Genomic DNA, 18,646 nt, shown 5'->3' with positions numbered 1-18,646 from the left:
TACGACAAAGGCCATCAGAAACGGCGGCCTTCGTCACGCCAGGCACGGATCTCTTCCTGCGTGGTCCGCTTACGGCTGGCGCGTGACGCCATGATTTCGGCAATGGTGGCCTCGGTCTCATCCTCGCGCCGGATGCGTGACAGCCGCGCGATAGGATTGTTGCCGCGGGCTATGATAACGTCTTCGCCTGCTTCCACTTTTGCAAGCAGCTCGGAAAGGCGGGTTTTGGCTTCGCCGACTTTAACGATAATGCTCATCGGGTTCTCCTGCGCGTCGCATCGTGTCTGGCACACATTCAATCGCGACTTTCGCTTAGAATATCGTTCAACAAAGACGTTGGTCTAGCCTTGGCCAAGTTTTTGAGGAGCTTCGTGGCTCTACCCGTTCAATGCTGGGGCCGCAGCACTTGTTTCGCCAGATCGATGAAGGCGCGCAGCTTGGGCTGGGTCTGGGCGCGTTGCGGGAAATAGAGGAAAAGGCCCGGGGTCTTCGGCAGGAACGGCTCGAGCACGCGGACGAGCGTACCCGCTGCAAGCTCGGCCTCCACGGTGATGTCAGCAACATAGGCGAGGCCAAGGCCGGCGCGCGCCCATGAGACGAGAAGCGCGCTGTCATTGACGATGAGGCTGCCTCTGGGATCGACGGAAAGCGCCTTGCCGTCACGCTCGAATTCCCAACGGTAGATCGTGCCCGAGCGGGGAAAGCGGTAGCGGATCGCTTCATGGCCGGTCAGGTCTTCGGGCTCTTGCGGCTCGCCATGCGCGGCGAGATAGGCGGGGCTTGCTATGACCGACCAGGTGATGTCGCGGGTCAGCCTTACCGCGACCATGCCGGGTTCGATATATTCCCCGATACGAATTCCCGCATCGAAACCGCGCGCTGTCAGGTCGACGGTAGCGTCCTCGATGGCAATCTCCACGGCGACTTTGGGGTACGTCTGTCTGAGCACGCCTATGGCAGGCTCGATGACGAGCGGGACTGCCATGCGCGGCACCGTCAGGCGCAGCAATCCCGAGGGCTCGCTGCCCAATGCGCTTGCCGCTTCGAGCGCTGCCGTCATCTCCGATGCGGCGGGGGCGGCACGGGCGAAGAGGGCGGCTCCTGCTTCCGTCAGGCCCACGCGTCTTGTCGTGCGGATGAACAGGGGTGTTCCCACCCGCGCCTCCAATGCCTTTACCGCCTGGCTGACCGCCGCCGGCGAGACGCCCAACCGAGCGGCGGCGGCGGTAAAGCTGCCTGCTTGCGCCGCGGCGAGGAAGGCTGAGAAGCCGGAGAAGGGATCAAGTGGCTGACTCATGGAATGATTATTAACATCAGCTTTAAAATCCTGAAAGACAGCATGGCTTTATCGACGGAATAGCTTCGCCTAGCCTCTCTACAGATCACGCGAACAGGAGACCGGCCAATGAGCGAGACGACTTCTTCCGACCTCATCCTTTCACGCCGCCACATCGTCACGGGCGTGCTTGCCACCGGTGCGGCGGCTGGCGCGGGACTGACCGCTTCTCCCGCCACCGCGCAAGCGCCAGGCCCGCTGGAAGGCAAGGTGGCAATCATCACCGGCGGCACGTCGGGTATCGGCGCCGTCACCGCAGCAGCGCTCGCCACTGCCGGTGCCAAAGTCGCATTCAACGGTCGACGCGAGGCGCTGGGACGTGAGGTGGAGGACCGCATTCGCGCGGCAGGCGGCGATGTCGTCTATATCAGGTCGGATGTGCGTGATGCGACCCAGATGGAACGCTTCGTGGCGGAAACCGTGGAGCGCCATGGCCGGCTCGACATCGCCTTCAACAATGCCGGCATAGACCTGCCGCCGGCGCCGATCGCCCAAACCGATATTGCCGGCTTCGACGACCAGATCGCGACGAACCTGCGCGGTGTCTTCGTGTCGATGAAATACGAGCTGCCGCATCTGGTGCGCTCGAAAGGTTCGATCATCAACATGGCTTCGATCGGCGGCCGCCACGCCTTTCCCAACATTCTTGCCTATGGCGCCTCCAAGGCGGCCGTCATCCACATGACACGCGCCGCCGCGCAAGAATATGGCCGCGATGTGCGCATCAACGCCATCGCTCCGGGGCCGATCGAGTCACCGATGCTCGAGCGCGTCAGGCGAGACTGGAAAGTGACGACCGAACAGCTCGTCGCGCCCTATCCCATGCGACGGGTCGGAACGCCCGAGGAGGTCGCATCCCTGGTTCTGTTCCTTGCCAGTAACGCCAACTCCTATGTCAGCGGCCACGTGATCGGCATCGATGGTGGCGATCTCCCCTGACAGGCGCTCACTCCTCCGGCCGGATGAAGGCCAGACCGGTTTCGGGATCGTGCTTCTTCCTGAGATATGCGGGAGATTCCGTCAGCACGATCTCAAGTGTGGGACGGACATGCCCCTCGGCCACATGGCCGGCAACCGCGCTGCCGTCGCGCCTGCCGAGCACGGCATGGACGTGGACCGCCGGGCCACCGTCCGGCGCAAGCGCGACATCACCGTTGAGCGAGGCTACCTCCACCTGTTCCTTCACCGGATTGCGCAGATATTGCTTCGATTCCCAGTCAAAATAGGTCATCACCGCATCGCTGAAGGCGCCTATCGCGGAAAATTGAGCGGCTGAAAGCTGCTCGCGCCTGGCGAAATCCTTCATGCAGGCCATCAATTCGTCGCCTGTTTCCAGAACGACGGCAAAGGTCCGCTGTCCGTCGTTTTGGGCAAGAAGCTTGGTCTGCATGCCGTTCCTTTCCAGTGGCCTCACAGAGGTATCTCGCCATCCAACGCCGTCTCCTTGCCAAGGTTCCACTCAACCCCGGCATCAGTCGACAAAGCATCTCCGGGCTGGATTCCCATCCACGACATCCAGACATGTCCGCGAACCGCAACATGCCCTCGGTTTGAGCAAGCTCTGGAAGCTCAATGCGTACGGCATTGGACGGTTGTGTGTCGGATTATGGACGATCCGAGGTCGCCGGCTTTGGCTCTCCGACCATTAGAGTGTCTGGCTCGACCCACGAGAGAAGCGATTCCGCCGTGCTCCCGAGTGTTGCATGGCCAAGGCTGTTGTGGCCGCGCGTGCCGAGTACGATCAGTTCCGCGTCGGTGTCGGCCAGGGCTTTCGCCACTACAGCGGCGGTTTCGCCATAGTCCAGCTTGACGTTGATCCGCTCACGCAGATCTTTCGGCAGCGATGGATGGTTCAGGAAATCATCCAGATTGCGTTGCACGTCTTCCTGTATCTCCCGGCGTCCTCGTTCCGAATTGAGCCAGGTCTCATAGGGCACGTGATAGGCATGAACGAGATGGACGGAGGCCTCCGGAAACAGCTCCGCAGCAACCAGGAGAGCCCTGCGCGAGCAGTCGGAAAAATCGGTCGCTACCAATAGCCTGCGATAGGGGCCCCGCAAACGCTGCTTCACGACCAGAACCGGAACGCTTGCATTCCGGATGACATAGTCGACCGCGGTTCCGAGAAAATAGTCGGTGATATCATTGTAACGCGCTACGCCGGTGACAATGATGCCGCTGGACGTTTCATTTGCGGTTCTTGCAATGGTTTCGGGGGCTCTGCCCACGGGCAGCAGGATATCGACATCCGCTTCGGGATCCGGGAGAATCGCGCGCACTGCTTCTTCGGCAAGCTTGATGTTGTCTTTTGTCTTGGCGCCCGGCTCCAGCACATGGACCACTTTCAAGCGGGTGCGCCAATAACGCGCCAATGTCGCAGCGCGATCAACAGCGCGGTCGCAGCGGGCGCTGAGATCGGTCGCTACCAGAACCGGCTTGCCGTTGAATGCCATCCTTTTCCTCCATCTCGGCGCCGGACAGATATTCAGGCGCTCTTACAAATTAGCCACATACCGGCACGTTACCTTGAAAACCAGTGTGCCATTATGTGCTTGAGATGGGGATGCCGCCCTTGATCTGGCGCAAGCTATCTCCTTCTTCCACATGATGAAAACGTCAGGCGCTTTTTGCTATTCGTTTATGACGCCGCAGGCGATGCGATCGCCTGAGTCGCCCGAGGGCTGGCTCTGGTAGTCGTCGGGACCGGCATGCAGGACGATCGCCGAACCGTCATCGTCCTTGAGGCGCTGGTCTCCTTCCGTGCCCAGGGTGAAGCCGCGGGTGAAGAATTCCGCCTGCAACACGCCATCCTCCTGGACATGGACATTCGGCAGATCGCCAGGATGGGGCGCGTTTTCCACATGGAGACCGTGTTGCAGGCCGCCGGCGAGGTGCCCGCCAGCGGATTCGAAACCGCCGGCTGCGTCACATTTGCCGGTTTCATGGACATGTATTCCGTGCACGCCCGCCGGTACGCCCTTGGCATCGACCACCACATGCACGATGCCCGAAGGTGTCTCGGTCATGGTGACGGTTCCGGTGATCCCTTCGCCTTCCAGGGTCGCCTCGGCGGTATCGCCCTGGGCGGCATGGGCCTGTGGCATCAGCATGCCTGCAAGAATCGTCGCTCCAAGCAATAATCGTTTCATCCATCTTCTCCCGCATTGTTTGGAACTGACCGAACCAGCAAGGGACGAAAATGTTCACGGCCGTTACCTCTCGGCGGGTGACTTTTGGCAAAGATCATGGGATTCCTGAGAAGTTGTTTTGATGGAAGACACGGCGTAATCGCGATAATTTAAGCCGCGGATAGCCGCGGACATGTTGGAATTATGACCACGCATACGGCGAATCCACACGAAATATTTCAGGGATGAGATGTTGTTGTATTGCACTGCAGCATCATTTTTCTATCGTCTTTGACATGCCATTCAATTCGCGGCTGGGAATGTGCACGAGGAGTTCCGTCATAGCGAGCAATTTGGATTTTCCGCAGGCTGGTCCACCGCTTCGCGATGTGAGTTCCGATATTCTCCATCGCCTTAAAATCAGCGCTATTTTCTTCAGGGATGGTTATACTGCACCCCTGATTTGACACCTACGATGTCCGGATTAAATGATCCGGGCGCCTTGCAAGGAACACGATGACATGAATTTGACGGTCTTTGGAATTGGCTATGTCGGCCTCGTGCAGGCGGCCGTATTGGCTGAGGTCGGGCATGATGTGACATGCGTGGACGTCGACGCCGCAAAGGTGGAGCGGCTGAACCAGGGCATTATTCCGATCTATGAGCCAGGCCTCGAGAGCCTTGTCAGGGAAAACCACGCGGCGGGCCGTATCCGGTTCACGACCGATGCCGCGGCTGCGGTGAAGCATGGCGAAATTATCATGAGCGCGGTTGGCACGCCGCCTGGCGAGGACGGGTCGGCCGATCTCAAATATGTGCTCGCCGTCGCCGAGGCCATCGGGCGCGAAATGGAAGCGCCGAAGATCGTTATCAGCAAATCGACGGTGCCGGTCGGCACCTGCGACAGGATAAAAGCCACCATTGCCGGGGTCCTCAAGGAGCGGGGCCGCGAAAACCTTTCCTTCGATGTCGTCTCCAATCCGGAATTCCTCAAGGAAGGTTCGGCGGTGGCCGATTGCATGCGGCCCGACCGCATCATCATCGGCACCGGCAGCGAGAAGGCCGAGAAGGTGATGCGGGAGCTCTACGCGCCGTTCAACCGCAATCACGAGCGTATCATCGTGATGGATGTGCGCAGCGCCGAGTTCACCAAATACGCAGCCAACTGCATGCTGGCGACCAAGATCAGCTTCATGAATGAGATGTCGAACCTGGCCGAGAGGCTCGACGCCGATATCGAGGCCGTGCGCAGGGGCATCGGTAGTGATCCGCGCATCGGCTACGACTTCATCTATCCGGGGCTGGGCTATGGCGGCTCGTGCTTCCCGAAGGACGTCCGCGCCCTGATCAAGACGGCGGAAGGCGTCAGCTTCGAGCCCAAGGTGCTCATGGCGGTCGAGGAGCGCAACAATCAGCAGAAATCGGTGCTGTTCGACAAGCTGAAGCGTCATTTCAACGGCGATCTCAAGGGCCGGACCTTCGCGCTCTGGGGCCTGGCGTTCAAGCCGAACACCGACGACATGCGCGAAGCCCCCTCCCGCGTCCTGATGGAGGCGCTATGGGAAGCCGGGGCGGCCGTACAGGCCTTCGACCCCGAAGCGATGCAGGAATGCCAGAACATCTACGGCCAGCGCGACGACCTGCTGCTTTGCGGGACCAAGGAGGCGGCGCTGCGCGGCGCCGACGCGCTGCTTATCGCGACCGAATGGAAGATTTTCCGCGCGCCGTCCTTTGACGCCATGCGCGAGGCGCTGAAGACCCCGGTGATCTTTGACGGTCGCAATCTCTACGACCCCGAGGTCATGGCGCGCTATGGGCTCGAATATCACAGCATCGGTAGAAAGGCAGCGGAGGCCGTGGCGGCGGAACCGGCTGCACCGAAAGAGCAGGCGCTGGCGCAGGCCGCAGGCGCCAAATAACGAGGAACCTTGATTCATGAGAGTTCTGTTTGCCGGCGGCAATGGCTACTACCCGGAATTCAACGGCGGCGTTCAATCGAGCACCCATCACCTCGTCGAGCAGTTGCGGGCCCAGGGGCACGAAGCGGCGGTGCTTGCGGCCTTGTTCGGCGACGGGATTTTCGGCTTCAAGGCGCGCGCCAAGATGAAGCTGCTCCGGCAGCCGGCTGTCGTCGACAATTTCCCTGGATATCCTGTCGTCCGCGCCTGGTTTCCCTGGGAGGCCGCGGGCTTTGCCGTCGAGCGTCTGAAGCCTCAAGTGGCGGTGGTGCAGTGTCACAAATCAGTGCCGATCGGCAAGGCATTACAGGCGCATGGCGTGCCGCTGGTGGTCTATCTCAGGAATGTCGAGTTCCATGAGCTGGCTGGCGATCTCAGGGAGTTGCCATCGGCGCACTATATCGCCAATTCCAACTTTACGGCGCAGGCCTATAAGGACAAATTCGGCGTCGAGGCCACCGTCATCCCGCCGACCATCGATCCAGGACTCTACCGCACCCCGACGACGCGGGACTATGTCACGCTCATCAATCCCTATAATGAAAAGGGGTTCGAGCTTGCCGTGCGCATTGCCGAGCAATGCCCTGATATTCCGTTCCTGATGGTGGAAAGCTGGAAGCTCGGTCCCGATCACCGGGCGCAGATCGAACGGATCATCGCGCCGCTCAAGAACGTGAAGCTGGAGAGCCGCACCAGCGACATGAAGACCGTTTACGGACGCACCAGGATCCTGCTTGCACCCAGCAAATGGGAAGAGGCCTGGGGTCGCGTCGCGTCGGAAGCCCATTGCAGTGGCATTCCCGTCGTCGGGTCGCGGCGCGGCGGATTGCCGGAGGCGATCGGCGAGGGAGGGGTGGTACTCGATTACGACGCCCCGCTCGATGAATGGGTCGGCGCGGTCCGCCGGCTATGGACGGACGACGCCGAATATGAGCGGCTCTCGCAAGCGGCAAGAATGTTCTCGGAGCGGCCGCAACTCGACCCGCAGAGCCAGTTCGCGACTTTCCTCGATATTCTCGATAAGGCTTCAGGCAACAACACCAGGCAAGCGGCGTGACAGGCGCAACCACGGGCCCTCGCGGATTTTCGAAAGCCGGAAGAAAGATGAAGATCGGCGTCGTCGTAGACCGGTTCCCGTCATTGTCGGAAACCTTCGTCCTCGATCAGATCAATGCGCTGCTGGAGAGAGGGTTCGAAGTCGGCGTGATCTGCAACGAAAAGGCACTCGGCCAATCTGGCGGCGCGCGTAACTGGCAGATCCTGGCCGATAACACAGTCTGCTGGTGGGGGAGCGCCGGACGCTTGCGCCCCTATTTGCGAAAATGGTCCGGCCGCTTTTGGGACAAATCGTCTACGGCGATCGACGTCCTCTTCGCGGACAAGCTGCGCGATTTCGATGCGATCGTCGCTCATTTCGGAAATAACGGGCTGCGCGTTGCCCGCGCCATGAAGAAAAGGAAGATCGCTGCTCCCCTCGTCACCATATTCCACGGAAACGACGTCGGGGTTCCACTGCACGACAAGACCTTGTGGCGCTACAGGCCCGTATTTGAACGCGGCGGGCTGCAACTGACGGTGAACGAGATTTTCAAGAAGGCCCTGATCGATGAGGGGGCATCCCCCGATCAGGTTCTGGTGCACCATATGGGGGTGCGGACCGATGAAATCGAATATGCGTGGCATCCCTGGGAGAAGGGCACGCTGAAGGTGATTTCGGTCTGCCGCCTAACCGAAAAGAAGGGGATCGAATATGCCCTTCGCGCCGTTTCCGTTCTCTCGAAAGCGCATCCCGAAATCGACTGGCATTATACGATTATCGGAAGCGGAGAGCTTCTGGAGGCCATGCGGCGTCTGGCCGTCGATCTGGGGATTGCGGATCGGGTGACCTTCGCCGGTCCGCGGCCGCATAGCGAGGTGAAACGTTCGCTGCGCGACGCCGATGTTTTCCTGCTTCCCAGCGTCACCGCTGCAGATGGTGATGTGGAGGGCATCCCGGTCGCGCTGATGGAGGCGATGGCCGCGGGCCTGACGGTGGTCAGTACCTATCATTCCGGCATTCCCGAACTCATCGAAGATGGCGAAACCGGCTTTCTCGCACCGGAAAAGGACGTGGGAGCATTGGCCGACAAACTCGCGTGGATCGCCGCTAATCCGTCAGAATGTGAACGCATATCGCTCGCCGCCCGAAACAAGGTCGAGGCGGATTTCAACGCGGAGACACTGGCGGATCGTCTGGCTGAGATCCTCACCCGGCTTGCCGAGACAAGGGCTGTCGCGTGAAAGCGGACCATTCCCAGTTCGGCAGGATCGCGCTTCGTGGCGGGATCGTCACCGGTGGCGCGCAAGCCATCAAGATGGCCTTGCAGTTCCTCTCCGTTGTCATTCTGGCCCGCCTGCTGGCGCCGGAGGATTTCGGTCTGATCGCATCGGTGGGGCCGATCGTGGCCTTTGTCGGGCTCTTTCAGAATCTCGGGCTGCAGCAGGCGGTCATCCAGCGCAAGGAAATCGATCAGAGACAGCTCAACCAGGTCTTCTGGCTGAGCGTGCTCGTCGGCCTTTGCTGTACGGCGGTGGTTGCGGCGCTCGCTCCGGCGGTTGCGGCCTTCTATGGCGACGCGCGCATGACGGGGATTACCATTGCGGCGGGTCTGCCGCTGTTTTTCGGAAGCCTCGCCGCCTTGCCCTTCGCGCTGATGAACCGGCAACTGCAGTTCGGACAACTCGCTATCAATGACGTGATCACGGCATTGGCGGGGTTGCTCACCGTCATCGCCGCGGCCCTGGCGGGAATGGGTTATTGGTCGCTGGTGCTGGGACCGGCCGTCTCAGCGATCGTGGCGCTCGCCGCCGCCTGGCGCGCGGCGAAGTGGAAACCGGACAGGCCGGTGCTCGGCGTCGATTCCGACATCATATCCTTCGGCGCCAATCTGACGGGCTTCAACATTGTCAATTTCTTCTCGCGCAATCTCGACAACATCCTGATCGGCAAATATTCGGGCGCCGTCGAGCTCGGCTATTACGACCGCGCCTACAAGCTTCTCCTCTTCCCGCTGCAGAATATCAACCAGCCACTGACGCGCGTCATGATCCCGCTGTTGAGCCGCATCCAGGACGACAAGGCGCGGTTCCGCGATATCTATATGCGGACCAACTGGCTGCTCGCGGCCGTCACCATACCGGGAATTGCAGCGCTGACCCTGACCTCCGGACAGGTGGTTGGCCTTCTTTTCGGGGAGCGGTGGCTGGCGGTTGCCCCGATCTTCGCCTGGCTCGGGATCGCCGGTCTCATCCAGCCCATTTCCAGCACCACCGGCTGGATCTTCATCTGCCAGGGCCAAACGAAGACGATGTTCCGGTGGGGTATCTATTCCTCGCTGACGACGGTCCTTTCCTTCGTCGTCGGGCTGCAATGGGGCGCTGTCGGCGTGGCCGCCGCCTATGCGATCAGCGGTTATGTGCTGCGCGTGCCCGTCCTCGCCGTCCTGATGCAGCGTGTCGGCCCGGTCACCGCGGGCGATTTCCTCATGGTGCAGGGCCTCTTCATCATCTCGGCGCTGCTTGCCTGGGGCTGCTATCAGCTGTTGCCGGGCGGGTTTACCCAGCAATCGGATCTCCTCGCCGTCATCCTGGCGGTGGCTCTAAACTACGCGCTCGCCCTCGCCCTCGCTCTTCTCTTTCCGCAGCCGCGCAGGGCGCTTTTGGCTGTCCTTTCCAAGGTCACGGCTCTTCGCTGACCGTTGGGGGAGAAGAGGCCGCAGAAGCTCGGTCGCCGACATCGCTGAAGCGTACTCCTGAAGCACCGCCTCAAGGCTGGCCCTGCGGTAATGCTCGAGATTGCCGGCAAAGGCGTCGAGCTTCTGGCTTGCTTCGTCCTCGGTGACGGTATCGATGTCAAGAAGAAGGTCCGAGACGCCGATGCGCTTGGCGAGCTCGCGCGTCTTGAATTCATAGGCGATCGGCAACACCGGCGTGCCGACGCAAAGCGACATGATCATCATGTGCATGCGGGTGGCGACGACGAAATCGAAGCCCTTGACGAGCGCCATCAGTTGCTCGGGCGTGTGGAAGGAGGCGTCCACATCGACGTGCTTGGCGATTTCGGGGGGGAGGCCTTCGACGATGGCCCGCGCGGTCTTGGAATCGTCATGCGCATATTCGGGCACGCCCTGACATGTGGAGACGAAGGTCACCTCCTTGCCATGGTCGCGAACGAGCGCCGTCGCGATCTCGCGGATCGAGCCGATATAGCGCTCCATGCCGCCTTCACCGTCCTTGACATAGTTCCAGTGCCGCACGGAAATGGCGACCCGTCCCGTCTTGGCCGACGGCTTCCTGGAAGCGAGAATACCCTTGATCCGGTCCGTGTCGGCGAGGGCGAAGACGGCATCGGCAACCACATGGCACTTTTCCGGATCGTCCACGAGATCGCGAATGTGCTCCAGCGAGCGGGCGTCGCGCAGCAGGATGAGGGGGCTACGGTCGAGAACCGGCTTCAGCGCTTCGCGATTGGAACTCTTGTTGAATGGTCCCAGGGACTGGGTGAAGAACACCGGATCCTTGCCGAAAGCCGCATCGATGCGGAACTGGTTGATGCGCCTTTCGAGGTTGTAGGTCTCCACGAGATAGGTTCCGCCCGTGGTGATCACCAGATCGGCATCGCGATAGATGGCAAGGCCGCGGCGATCCTCCGCCCCGAACAGGGCTTCGCCGACAGGGCGGCTTTTGCCGTAGGATTGCAAAGCCTGGAGAGCAACACGGTTATAGGCCGGTTTGAGCGCGTTCTTCAGGACATTGTCATCGTATCTGTATTTGAAGATCGATTCCGAGAGAAGCTTGTGGAATTCGATGTCCGGATAGTCCTTCCTGGGGTAAAGCCGCGCCGCCACCGCGGGCTGGCTGTCGAAAACCAGGAAATGCAAATCTTCACCCCATGTCGATTTCAGAATATGTCTGATGGCCAGGAGAATGGCTGCATCACCGGTGTTCAGGCAGACGGTGTTCTCAATGACAATCTTCACTAGGCATCACCCTCAAGGACAGGATTTCAACGGAAAGACGCAATGTTTCGACGCGTGCGGACGGCCACGCCTGGTTCGAAACCGACGGGATGGCCAGTGCCGCATATTATCATGAGAGTAATGGCATTTTTGCGGTGCAACAAGAATAAATACGGCGCATGAACCCGGCGCCTTACCGGCGCTGCCGGTGGCAAACCGGAAGCTCCAGTCGGGATGGCGGGACTGCTTGCGCCCGGTCAGTCGCCATCCAGCGGTTGTGCGGACTATGACTGAGATATGCGGCGCTCGTGCGAGCGGCCATCGACGCGAAACGGCAATAGCAATGCGGCCTTGAACTTGATCGCTTCCTCATTGGCCGCCTCCCTCGCCCCGCCTGCATGGCGGAGGATCATTTCAGCCTGAAAAGGTGTAATGCGATGTTTTTTCGCAAAGTATTCGACCGAATATTGCTGCTTTGGATGAATCCGATCAACCATGGTACCCCCCCCAAATCCTGTCCATTTCACCGCTAGGTGGGTATAATAGGTGGGTATAAATAGCACATGCTCAACTAGATCGATACCTCCCAATTATGAGGGGGCAATGAATTTTTATTAAAACCGCCGGTTTGCATGGCCGATTCATCAGGTCGCAAAACGTGACGTCCCGCTCGCCAAGAAAAGGCGCTTGTCTCTGGCGCTTCGCGCCATATGGGGGCATCCTGATGGAAAGGATCGATGATCATTGGCAGAGGGAGGATAGCCGATGCGTTGCTTCACAGTCCTTGGACCGTCGCAGACCGGAAAGTCCACGCTCGTGGAAAGACTAGGCGCGCTGGAAGGCGCGCCGAAGAAATCCACTTCTCCATATGGGCTGGGTCTGACCGAATTCGAATTCGGAAACGAGGCATGGTGTGCGCTCGATACGCCGGGGGCCGGCGAGAGCCTGGTCCATGTGCAGGAAGCGCTTCTGGCGAGCGATGCCTGCATCCTGTGCGTCTCGCCCACGCCGGAAGAGGCCGTTCTGGCCGCACCGTATCTGCGGGAGATCGAGGCCTCCGGCACTCCCTGCATCCTCTTCGTGAACCGGATGGACGAGCCCAGGGGACGGTTGAGGGACGTCATCGCCGCGCTGCAGGATTATGCCGGCCATACGTTGCTCCTCAGGCAGGTTCCGATCCGCGAGGGCGACCGGATCGTCGGCAGCTGCGATCTGATTTCGGAACGTGCCTGGCGCTACCGGGAGGGACAGCCATCGGCGCTCATCGAGATGCCGGAAACCGTCGCGGAACGCGAGCGCGAGGCGCGGGTCGAGCTTCTGGAGCACCTTTCCGAATATGACGACTGGCTGCTGGAGGAATTGATCGAGGACCGCGAGCCGGCAAGCGATGCCATTTATGCCATCGCCTCGCGGGTTCTGCGGGAAAACAGGATCGTTCCGGTTCTCGTCGGATCCGCAAGCCATGGCAACGGCATGATGCGGCTGATGAAGGCGCTCCGTCACGAGGCGCCACCCGCCGCCGTGCTTCGCAGCCGCCTCGCCGCCTCCGGCAATGTCGATGAAGATGCATTGCTCGGCGTGAGCTTCCACGCCTATCATCGCCCCAGCGTCGGCAAGGTGGTTTTCGTCCGTGGGCTTGGTGATGGGATCAAGCAGGGGGCGATATTGGGGGGATCTGGATTGGGCGCGGTACAGGATCCCGCCACTGGGAAGCCCGTTCCGGTGGCCGGGGCAGGCACGATAGTCGCAGCCGTCAAGTCCGATCATCTGCCCGTGCCGTCGCTTCTGACGCGCGATGCCTGTGCGCTGCCGCCGGAATGGACCGCACCGCCGCCGCCGATGCTCGAGCGGATATTGACACCAGCCAACGAGCGCGACGAGACCAAGCTCTCAGGGACGCTGGCAAAGCTTGCCGAAACGGATCGTGGTCTTCTGGTCACGCAGGAGGAAGGGAGCGGCGCGCACCTCGTCTGCGTTCAGGGACCGATGCATCTGCGCGACATCTGCAAAACGCTGTCCGAAGTCTTCCATATCGATGTGACAGACCGGGCGCCCGGTGCGATTTATCGCGAGACGATAACGAAACCGGCTGACATCCATTACCGCCATCGTAAGCAAACAGGTGGCGCAGGCCAGTTCGCCGATGTGAAACTGACGGTTCGTCCGTCCGGGCGCGGTGACGGCTTCACCTTTGCCGAAACCGTCAAGGGCGGCGCCGTCCCGCGAAACTATATACCTGCCGTCGAGGCGGGCGCGCGCGAGGCGATGGAAAAGGGCCCATTGGGTTTTCCGGTGATCGATGTCGGCGTGACGCTGACCGACGGTCAGCATCATTCCGTCGACAGTTCGGATTTCGCATTCCGGGCGGCGGCGAAGATGGGTGTGCGGCAGGCGCTTGCGCAGGCCTCGGCCGTGCTGATGCAGCCGATCCTACGGGTCGAGATCCATATTCCCTCCGTTTATTCCGGCAACCTCGTGCCGATTGTCTCCGCCCTTAAAGGCCAGGTCCTCGGCTTCGATCGGAACGAAACCGTAAAAGGATGGGACGTTTTCCGGGCTCTTGTTCCCGGCAGTGCGCTGGATGAGCTGGCGCGTTCGCTGCGCTCAGCCACGCAGGGTATGGGCCATTTCTCGAAGTGCTTCGATCATTTCGAGGAGCTCTACGGCAAGGAGGCGGATGCCATCATCAGCATGCAGGGAGCGCAGGCGAGTTGAACGGGAACGCGTGCCTGATGGGGCGGGGCGTGTAGATTGTCGCTCCCGTCGCCTCTCCGGTATCGAACGAGATTGGCTGTACGTTCTACTTGCGGTAATCAATTATTCCATAGAAATAAGCTTTATCTTTAATGCGGACCGAACTTGTTCTTGTAAAGGGAATATTCGGCAAGATGGAACGTGTCACGTCCTCGTTTGTGATAAATGTGAGGCGTCTGAAACAGATCTCAGATTATCCATAGAAGACGCAAAAATACCTATTGTAACTTTCATGATAGGCGTGGTATTTATTTATCTATTCCCCACGCATTTTGTCGAATGAACGGTTTCATAACCATCATTTCCATATTTGCTTCGATTATTATTTATACATGTGCTATATACCGAATCATTGAGTTCAATGCTTTGGCTCCTCCCTGAACTCAATACTGAACATGGCGCTCTCCTCCCTGCCGTGTTCAAAGATATGGCCCGCTGCTCCTCCTCCCGCAGCGGGCCTTTTTATTAAGTTCACAAGAAGTTTTTCCGTAATTGTCCGCTATTTTTATGAAAATAGCGTCGTTCAAATTCGGGCTGTTTATAAGCTATGATGCGACATTTGCGGAAACGAGAAAGTATTGTTGAGTGAAATTCACCGCTCCACTCAAATGGCCTGGCCACCCGATACTTCGATCCTCTGCGCATTGACCCAGCGATTGTTCTCGGAGAGCAGGCTTGCAATCATCGGCCCGATATCATCCGGCACGCCGGTGCGGCCGAGCGCGGTCATGTCAGCGAAGATCTTGTTGATCTCCGGATTATCGCGGACCGCGCCGCCGCCGAAGTCGGTTTCGATTGCACCCGGCGCCACCGTATTGACGGTGATCCCACGGCCGCCCAACTCCTTCGCCATATAGAGGGAGAGCACCTCGACCGCACCCTTGGCGGCCGCATAGGCGGCGAAGCCGGGATAGGAGACCCGAGTCAGGCCGGAGGAGAGGTTTACGATGCGGCCGCCATCGGCGATTAGCGGCAGTAGCTTCTGGGTGAGAAAGAACACACCCTTGAAGTGGACGTTCACTAGCCGGTCGAACTGTTCTTCCCCAGTGTCACCAATCAGCGCCATATCGCCATGCCCGGCATTGTTGACGAGGTGGTCGAATGTCTCGCGCTGCCAGGTTTGGTGTAGCGCTGCCCGGAGGCGATCTGCGAAGGAGGTGAAGCCGGTAACGTCGGCGGTATCGAGTTGCAGCGCGACCGCCTTGCGGCCCATCGCTTCGATCTCGGTGGCGACAGCCTCAGCGTCCGCCTCGCGGCTCTGATAGGTGATGATGACGTCGCTGGCCTTGCGGGCGACGCTGAGCGCGGTGTTGCGGCCGAGTCCGCGGCTGGCGCCGGTAATGAGAGCGATCTTGGTCATGGTCCGTCTCCTTTTGTTGTGACGGCTCCTATATCTCTCCACCGGCATGACTCTTGTTGCCGAAAGCTCGACATTTCTTGCTTATTCCTCCAAATGCGGTTTACCCGAGCAATTGGTATGGGTAGGATTAGGGCATGAAGGATACGCTGCTTGATGCTGTCCGCCGCTATGCGGAGGCCCACGCCGATCCGGCCGGCATTGCCCGAACCCCCATTCCGGGCCTGACGGTCATTCGGGCGACCATGCCCAGTGGGCTGGACTATGCGATTTCGCGGCCGCTCGTCGCTCTTGTGGTGCAGGGAAGCAAGCAGGTCGCGATGGGCGATCAGACCTTCACCTTGGGGGCCGGTGATACGATGCTGATTGCGGCCGATGTGCCGACCGTCAGCAAGGTCATGCGGGCCAGCATCGCTGCGCCTTATCTGTCGCTCGTCTTGGATCTCGATCTGGCGGTGATCGCGGAGCTGATGGTGGAGATGAAGACGGCTCCAGTGGCCAATATGGCGCCGATCCGCGTCGAGTCAACCGATGCCGAGGTCTCTGACGCGGCGCTGCGGCTGGTGCGCCTCCTTGAACGTCCGGCATCCGTACCCGTGCTGCAGGCGCAGCACGTACGCGAGATGCATTACTGGCTCCTGACGGGATGCCACGGAACGGTGATTCGGCGTCTCGGCTATCCGGATGGCCATGTCCGACGCGTCGCACGCGCGGTCGCCATGCTTCGGACCGAGTTCGCCCAGGCCTTGCGGGTTGAGCATTTGGCGACGGTGGCCGGAATGAGTCCGTCCTCCTTCCACCAGCATTTCCGCGCTGTCACTTCCCTCTCGCCGCTACAGTTCCAGAAACAGTTGCGGCTGATCGAGGCGAGGCGGCTGATGATTGCGGAGGGCGTATCGGCAAGCGGCGCGGCCCTCGCCGTGGGTTACGAGAGCGTGCCGCAGTTCACTCGGGAATATCGCCGGATGTTCGGCCTGCCGCCGGTTAAGGATGCGAAGACGGCAAGACGTTGGGCGGAAGCGGCGGAATAGGGAAACGACAGGGTCAAGCTGGACATCCAGCACAAAAAACAACACCCGCCGCGGGAGGAGGTGCGGCGGGTGTCGTTAGGGTAAGGCTGGCTGGGAGGAGGAGGTGCCAGCCTCAATCGCGCGGGTTTGGGAGGAGGTAAACCCTTGCGAAGCTCTATCTTCGAAACTGAAAATAAACCAAATCGCCGAAATTGGAATGCACAATATTGCATGGCAGCAATGTTTCTGATGCAATGCAGCATTGATTGTCCAGCCGGCACATGCTGTATCTCGACAGCGATTATTCCTTCAATTCGGGGCTGGGCATGACGGATTTGAGGCCCTTTATCTGTTCGATACATCGCTCCGCCGGCAGGCGGCAGGCGATCGCCATGGCAAAGACGGCGAGGGCAAAAACGGTGATCGCGGCGATGTCCCAGCCGAAGGGTAACAGACCCCGGCCGCCGAAAGTGCCGAAGTAGGAGAACAGACCCAGCCCCGCGAAATAGGGAAGGAGCCAGCTCGCTTCCCGGAAGTCGAGCTTGCCCGGAGAATGCCACCGCGCATGGATCAGGAAGAGCACTAGGCCTGCCAGAAGCGCCAGGCCGAGGCGCCAGAGCGTGTCCCATCCGCTCCAGTAGATGACCAGTGTCGACACCACGAATGCCGGCGCGGCTATCCAGCTGACAGCGGGCAGGCGCAGCGGACGCCGCTGGTCCGGCAACAGATCGCGAAGCGCAACGACGGTCACCGGGCCGACGACGAAGGACAGAACGATCGCGGAGCTGTTCAACTGCACGATCTCCTGGAATGGCAGCAGCAGGAAGACCATCGTGCTGAACGCGAAATTGACGAGAAGCGCCAGCAGTGGAATGCCGCGCTCGGAAAGCTTGGTGAGAATTTTTGGAAAGAAGCCGTTCCTCGCCAGCGCATAGGCGAGACGCGCATTGGAGCCGGTCGCTACCAGACCACCGCCGAACGGGCCGATGACGGCGCCGACATTGAGCAGGCTGACGAGCCATAGAAGCCCGAGCGAGGTGGCGATCGCCTCGATCGGCCCATACTGGGCATTCATCAGCAGACCGTTCCAGCCGCCGGACAGCATGTCGGTCGGTAACGCGCCGATGAAGGCGAGCTGCAGGCTGGCGTAGACGATAAAACAGATCAGGACCGAAAGGATGAGCGCCAGGGGAATTGTAAGGCCGGGCCGGTGGACCTCGCCGGCCATGTCAATGGCATGGCGAAAGCCGATATAGGAAAAGATGATGCCGCCCGTCGATACGGCGGCGAATATCCCGTGCAGGCCGAACGGAGAAAAGCCGCCGGTATTGGTGAAATTGGCGGTGTCGAAGCGCGACCACAGAAGCGTGACGATGATGACCAGTGGAATGGCGATCTTCGCCCAGGTCAGGGTGGAATTCACCCTGGAGAAGAACTGCACGCCGGCGGCGTTGATAAGTGTGAAAATGGCAAGGAGCACGATCGCCAGGAAAAGAGTCGGCCCATGCGAGATGTCGCCGCTGATCCAGTTGAGATGCGGCGCGAGATAGCGCAGCATCGCCTCCACCTCGACCGACGCCGTCGTGTTGTAGCCAATCCAGGCACTCCACCCCATCGCCATCGCCACCACATTGCCATGGCTGAACTGCGGAACACGGGCGATGCCCCCAGGGACCGGCAGCATGGCGGAAATCTCGGCGAATGTGAGCGCGATCAGGAGAATTGCCAATCCGCCGATACCCCAGGCGATGATCGCAGCCGGTCCGGCCTGCTCACTGGCAAGAAGCGGCGCGAACAACCAGCCAGAACCGAGCGTGCCGCTCACGGCCACGAAAGTAAGGCCGATCAGCCCTATTTCGCGCTTCATATGTTGGCTCTTCGTCACAGTATCCCTGGAAGCTAAGTTGTTTTTGCAGGTGTGCGATGATTCGTGGCTCTGTTATTCGAAGATTGCCGACTTGGAGAAAGATCGCAACAAAAGGTTCTGCAAAGAACTACTTTTTCATTACAGTGGCAATTTCTGTCGCATATTGTCGATGCTGATCAGGAATTCGTACTGTCTACTGTGTCCCCGAAGGCGACCGCCCCGTCTGTTGATCGAGGTCT

Annotated in this window: 16 protein-coding genes; 7 read left to right on the top strand and 9 right to left on the bottom strand. The window is 60.1% G+C overall.

Annotation, left to right across the window (positions count from 1 at the left end; genetic code table 11):
• Window positions 1-14: 14 nt before the first annotated feature.
• Together ATN84_RS20670 and ATN84_RS20665 are read right to left on the bottom strand one after the other, a co-directional pair.
• Window positions 15-257 carry a type II toxin-antitoxin system Phd/YefM family antitoxin gene (locus ATN84_RS20670; RefSeq protein ID WP_068884213.1) on the bottom strand — a complete coding sequence of 81 codons (243 nt, stop codon included), beginning with the start codon at window positions 255-257 and terminating at the stop codon, window positions 15-17.
• Window positions 258-385: 128 nt separating this feature from the next.
• Window positions 386-1,297 (bottom strand): LysR family transcriptional regulator, encoded by a 912-nt coding sequence (locus ATN84_RS20665; RefSeq protein ID WP_068884211.1) that lies wholly within the window; start codon window positions 1,295-1,297, stop codon window positions 386-388.
• Between the two features lie 108 nt (window positions 1,298-1,405).
• Between ATN84_RS20665 and ATN84_RS20660 the strand changes: the two genes are divergently transcribed.
• The gene (locus tag ATN84_RS20660; RefSeq protein WP_068884209.1) at window positions 1,406-2,275 is read left to right on the top strand and encodes an SDR family NAD(P)-dependent oxidoreductase; all 870 of its coding nucleotides are present in this window, start codon (window positions 1,406-1,408) and stop codon (window positions 2,273-2,275) included.
• A gap of 7 nt (window positions 2,276-2,282) precedes the next feature.
• Here ATN84_RS20660 and ATN84_RS20655 read toward each other — a convergent pair whose 3' ends face one another.
• From ATN84_RS20655 to ATN84_RS20645, 3 genes are all read right to left on the bottom strand, one after another.
• On the bottom strand, window positions 2,283-2,726 hold the full coding sequence (locus ATN84_RS20655) for a PPC domain-containing DNA-binding protein (RefSeq protein WP_068884207.1): 444 nt from the start codon (window positions 2,724-2,726) through the stop codon (window positions 2,283-2,285).
• A gap of 214 nt (window positions 2,727-2,940) precedes the next feature.
• Window positions 2,941-3,789, bottom strand: a complete 849-nt coding sequence (locus tag ATN84_RS20650; RefSeq protein WP_068884205.1) for a universal stress protein — start codon at window positions 3,787-3,789, stop codon at window positions 2,941-2,943.
• A gap of 177 nt (window positions 3,790-3,966) precedes the next feature.
• Entirely contained in the window at window positions 3,967-4,485 is a 519-nt protein-coding gene (locus ATN84_RS20645; RefSeq protein ID WP_068884203.1) for a superoxide dismutase family protein, read from the bottom strand.
• 500 nt (window positions 4,486-4,985) lie between these two features.
• On the opposite strand from ATN84_RS20645, the gene ATN84_RS20640 reads away from it, so the two are divergent.
• Genes ATN84_RS20640 through ATN84_RS20625 form a run of 4 tightly spaced genes read left to right on the top strand, consistent with a single transcriptional unit; the run spans window position 4,986 to window position 10,156 of the window.
• Window positions 4,986-6,383, top strand: a complete 1,398-nt coding sequence (locus tag ATN84_RS20640; protein ID WP_082766410.1) for a UDP-glucose dehydrogenase family protein — start codon at window positions 4,986-4,988, stop codon at window positions 6,381-6,383.
• 16 nt (window positions 6,384-6,399) lie between these two features.
• Complete coding sequence (locus tag ATN84_RS20635; RefSeq protein ID WP_068884201.1) at window positions 6,400-7,479, top strand: glycosyltransferase; 1,080 nt, start codon at window positions 6,400-6,402, stop codon at window positions 7,477-7,479.
• A gap of 47 nt (window positions 7,480-7,526) precedes the next feature.
• A complete protein-coding gene (locus tag ATN84_RS20630) occupies window positions 7,527-8,702 on the top strand; it encodes a glycosyltransferase (RefSeq protein WP_068884199.1) in 1,176 nt (391 codons plus the stop codon).
• Window positions 8,699-10,156, top strand: a complete 1,458-nt coding sequence (locus tag ATN84_RS20625) for a lipopolysaccharide biosynthesis protein (RefSeq protein WP_068884197.1) — start codon at window positions 8,699-8,701, stop codon at window positions 10,154-10,156. The genes ATN84_RS20630 and ATN84_RS20625 overlap by 4 nt, the downstream gene beginning before the upstream one ends.
• On the opposite strand, the gene ATN84_RS20620 is transcribed toward ATN84_RS20625, so the two are convergent.
• The gene (locus tag ATN84_RS20620; RefSeq protein WP_068884193.1) at window positions 10,061-11,440 is read right to left on the bottom strand and encodes a polysaccharide pyruvyl transferase family protein; all 1,380 of its coding nucleotides are present in this window, start codon (window positions 11,438-11,440) and stop codon (window positions 10,061-10,063) included. The genes ATN84_RS20625 and ATN84_RS20620 overlap by 96 nt on opposite strands.
• Before the next feature lie 263 nt (window positions 11,441-11,703).
• Window positions 11,704-11,916: a hypothetical protein gene (locus ATN84_RS20615; RefSeq protein ID WP_068884190.1), complete on the bottom strand. Its 213-nt coding sequence runs from the start codon at window positions 11,914-11,916 to the stop codon at window positions 11,704-11,706.
• Window positions 11,917-12,184: 268 nt separating this feature from the next.
• Here ATN84_RS20615 and ATN84_RS20610 point away from each other — a divergent pair, with 268 nt between their 5' ends.
• On the top strand, window positions 12,185-14,134 hold the full coding sequence (locus tag ATN84_RS20610; protein ID WP_068884188.1) for an elongation factor G: 1,950 nt from the start codon (window positions 12,185-12,187) through the stop codon (window positions 14,132-14,134).
• 643 nt (window positions 14,135-14,777) lie between these two features.
• On the opposite strand, the gene ATN84_RS20605 is transcribed toward ATN84_RS20610, so the two are convergent.
• On the bottom strand, window positions 14,778-15,533 hold the full coding sequence (locus ATN84_RS20605; protein WP_068884186.1) for an SDR family oxidoreductase: 756 nt from the start codon (window positions 15,531-15,533) through the stop codon (window positions 14,778-14,780).
• Window positions 15,534-15,667: 134 nt separating this feature from the next.
• On the opposite strand from ATN84_RS20605, the gene ATN84_RS20600 reads away from it, so the two are divergent.
• A complete protein-coding gene (locus ATN84_RS20600; RefSeq protein WP_068884184.1) occupies window positions 15,668-16,561 on the top strand; it encodes an AraC family transcriptional regulator in 894 nt (297 codons plus the stop codon).
• A gap of 280 nt (window positions 16,562-16,841) precedes the next feature.
• On the opposite strand, the gene ATN84_RS20595 is transcribed toward ATN84_RS20600, so the two are convergent.
• Complete coding sequence (locus ATN84_RS20595; RefSeq protein WP_068884182.1) at window positions 16,842-18,407, bottom strand: APC family permease; 1,566 nt, start codon at window positions 18,405-18,407, stop codon at window positions 16,842-16,844.
• Between the last annotated feature and the right edge of the window lie 239 nt (window positions 18,408-18,646).

The organism is Paramesorhizobium deserti, from assembly GCF_001558695.1.
In the GTDB taxonomy this organism is placed as follows: Bacteria; Pseudomonadota; Alphaproteobacteria; order Rhizobiales; family Rhizobiaceae; genus Paramesorhizobium; species Paramesorhizobium deserti.
This window is presented reverse-complemented; position numbering and strand designations above follow the sequence as displayed.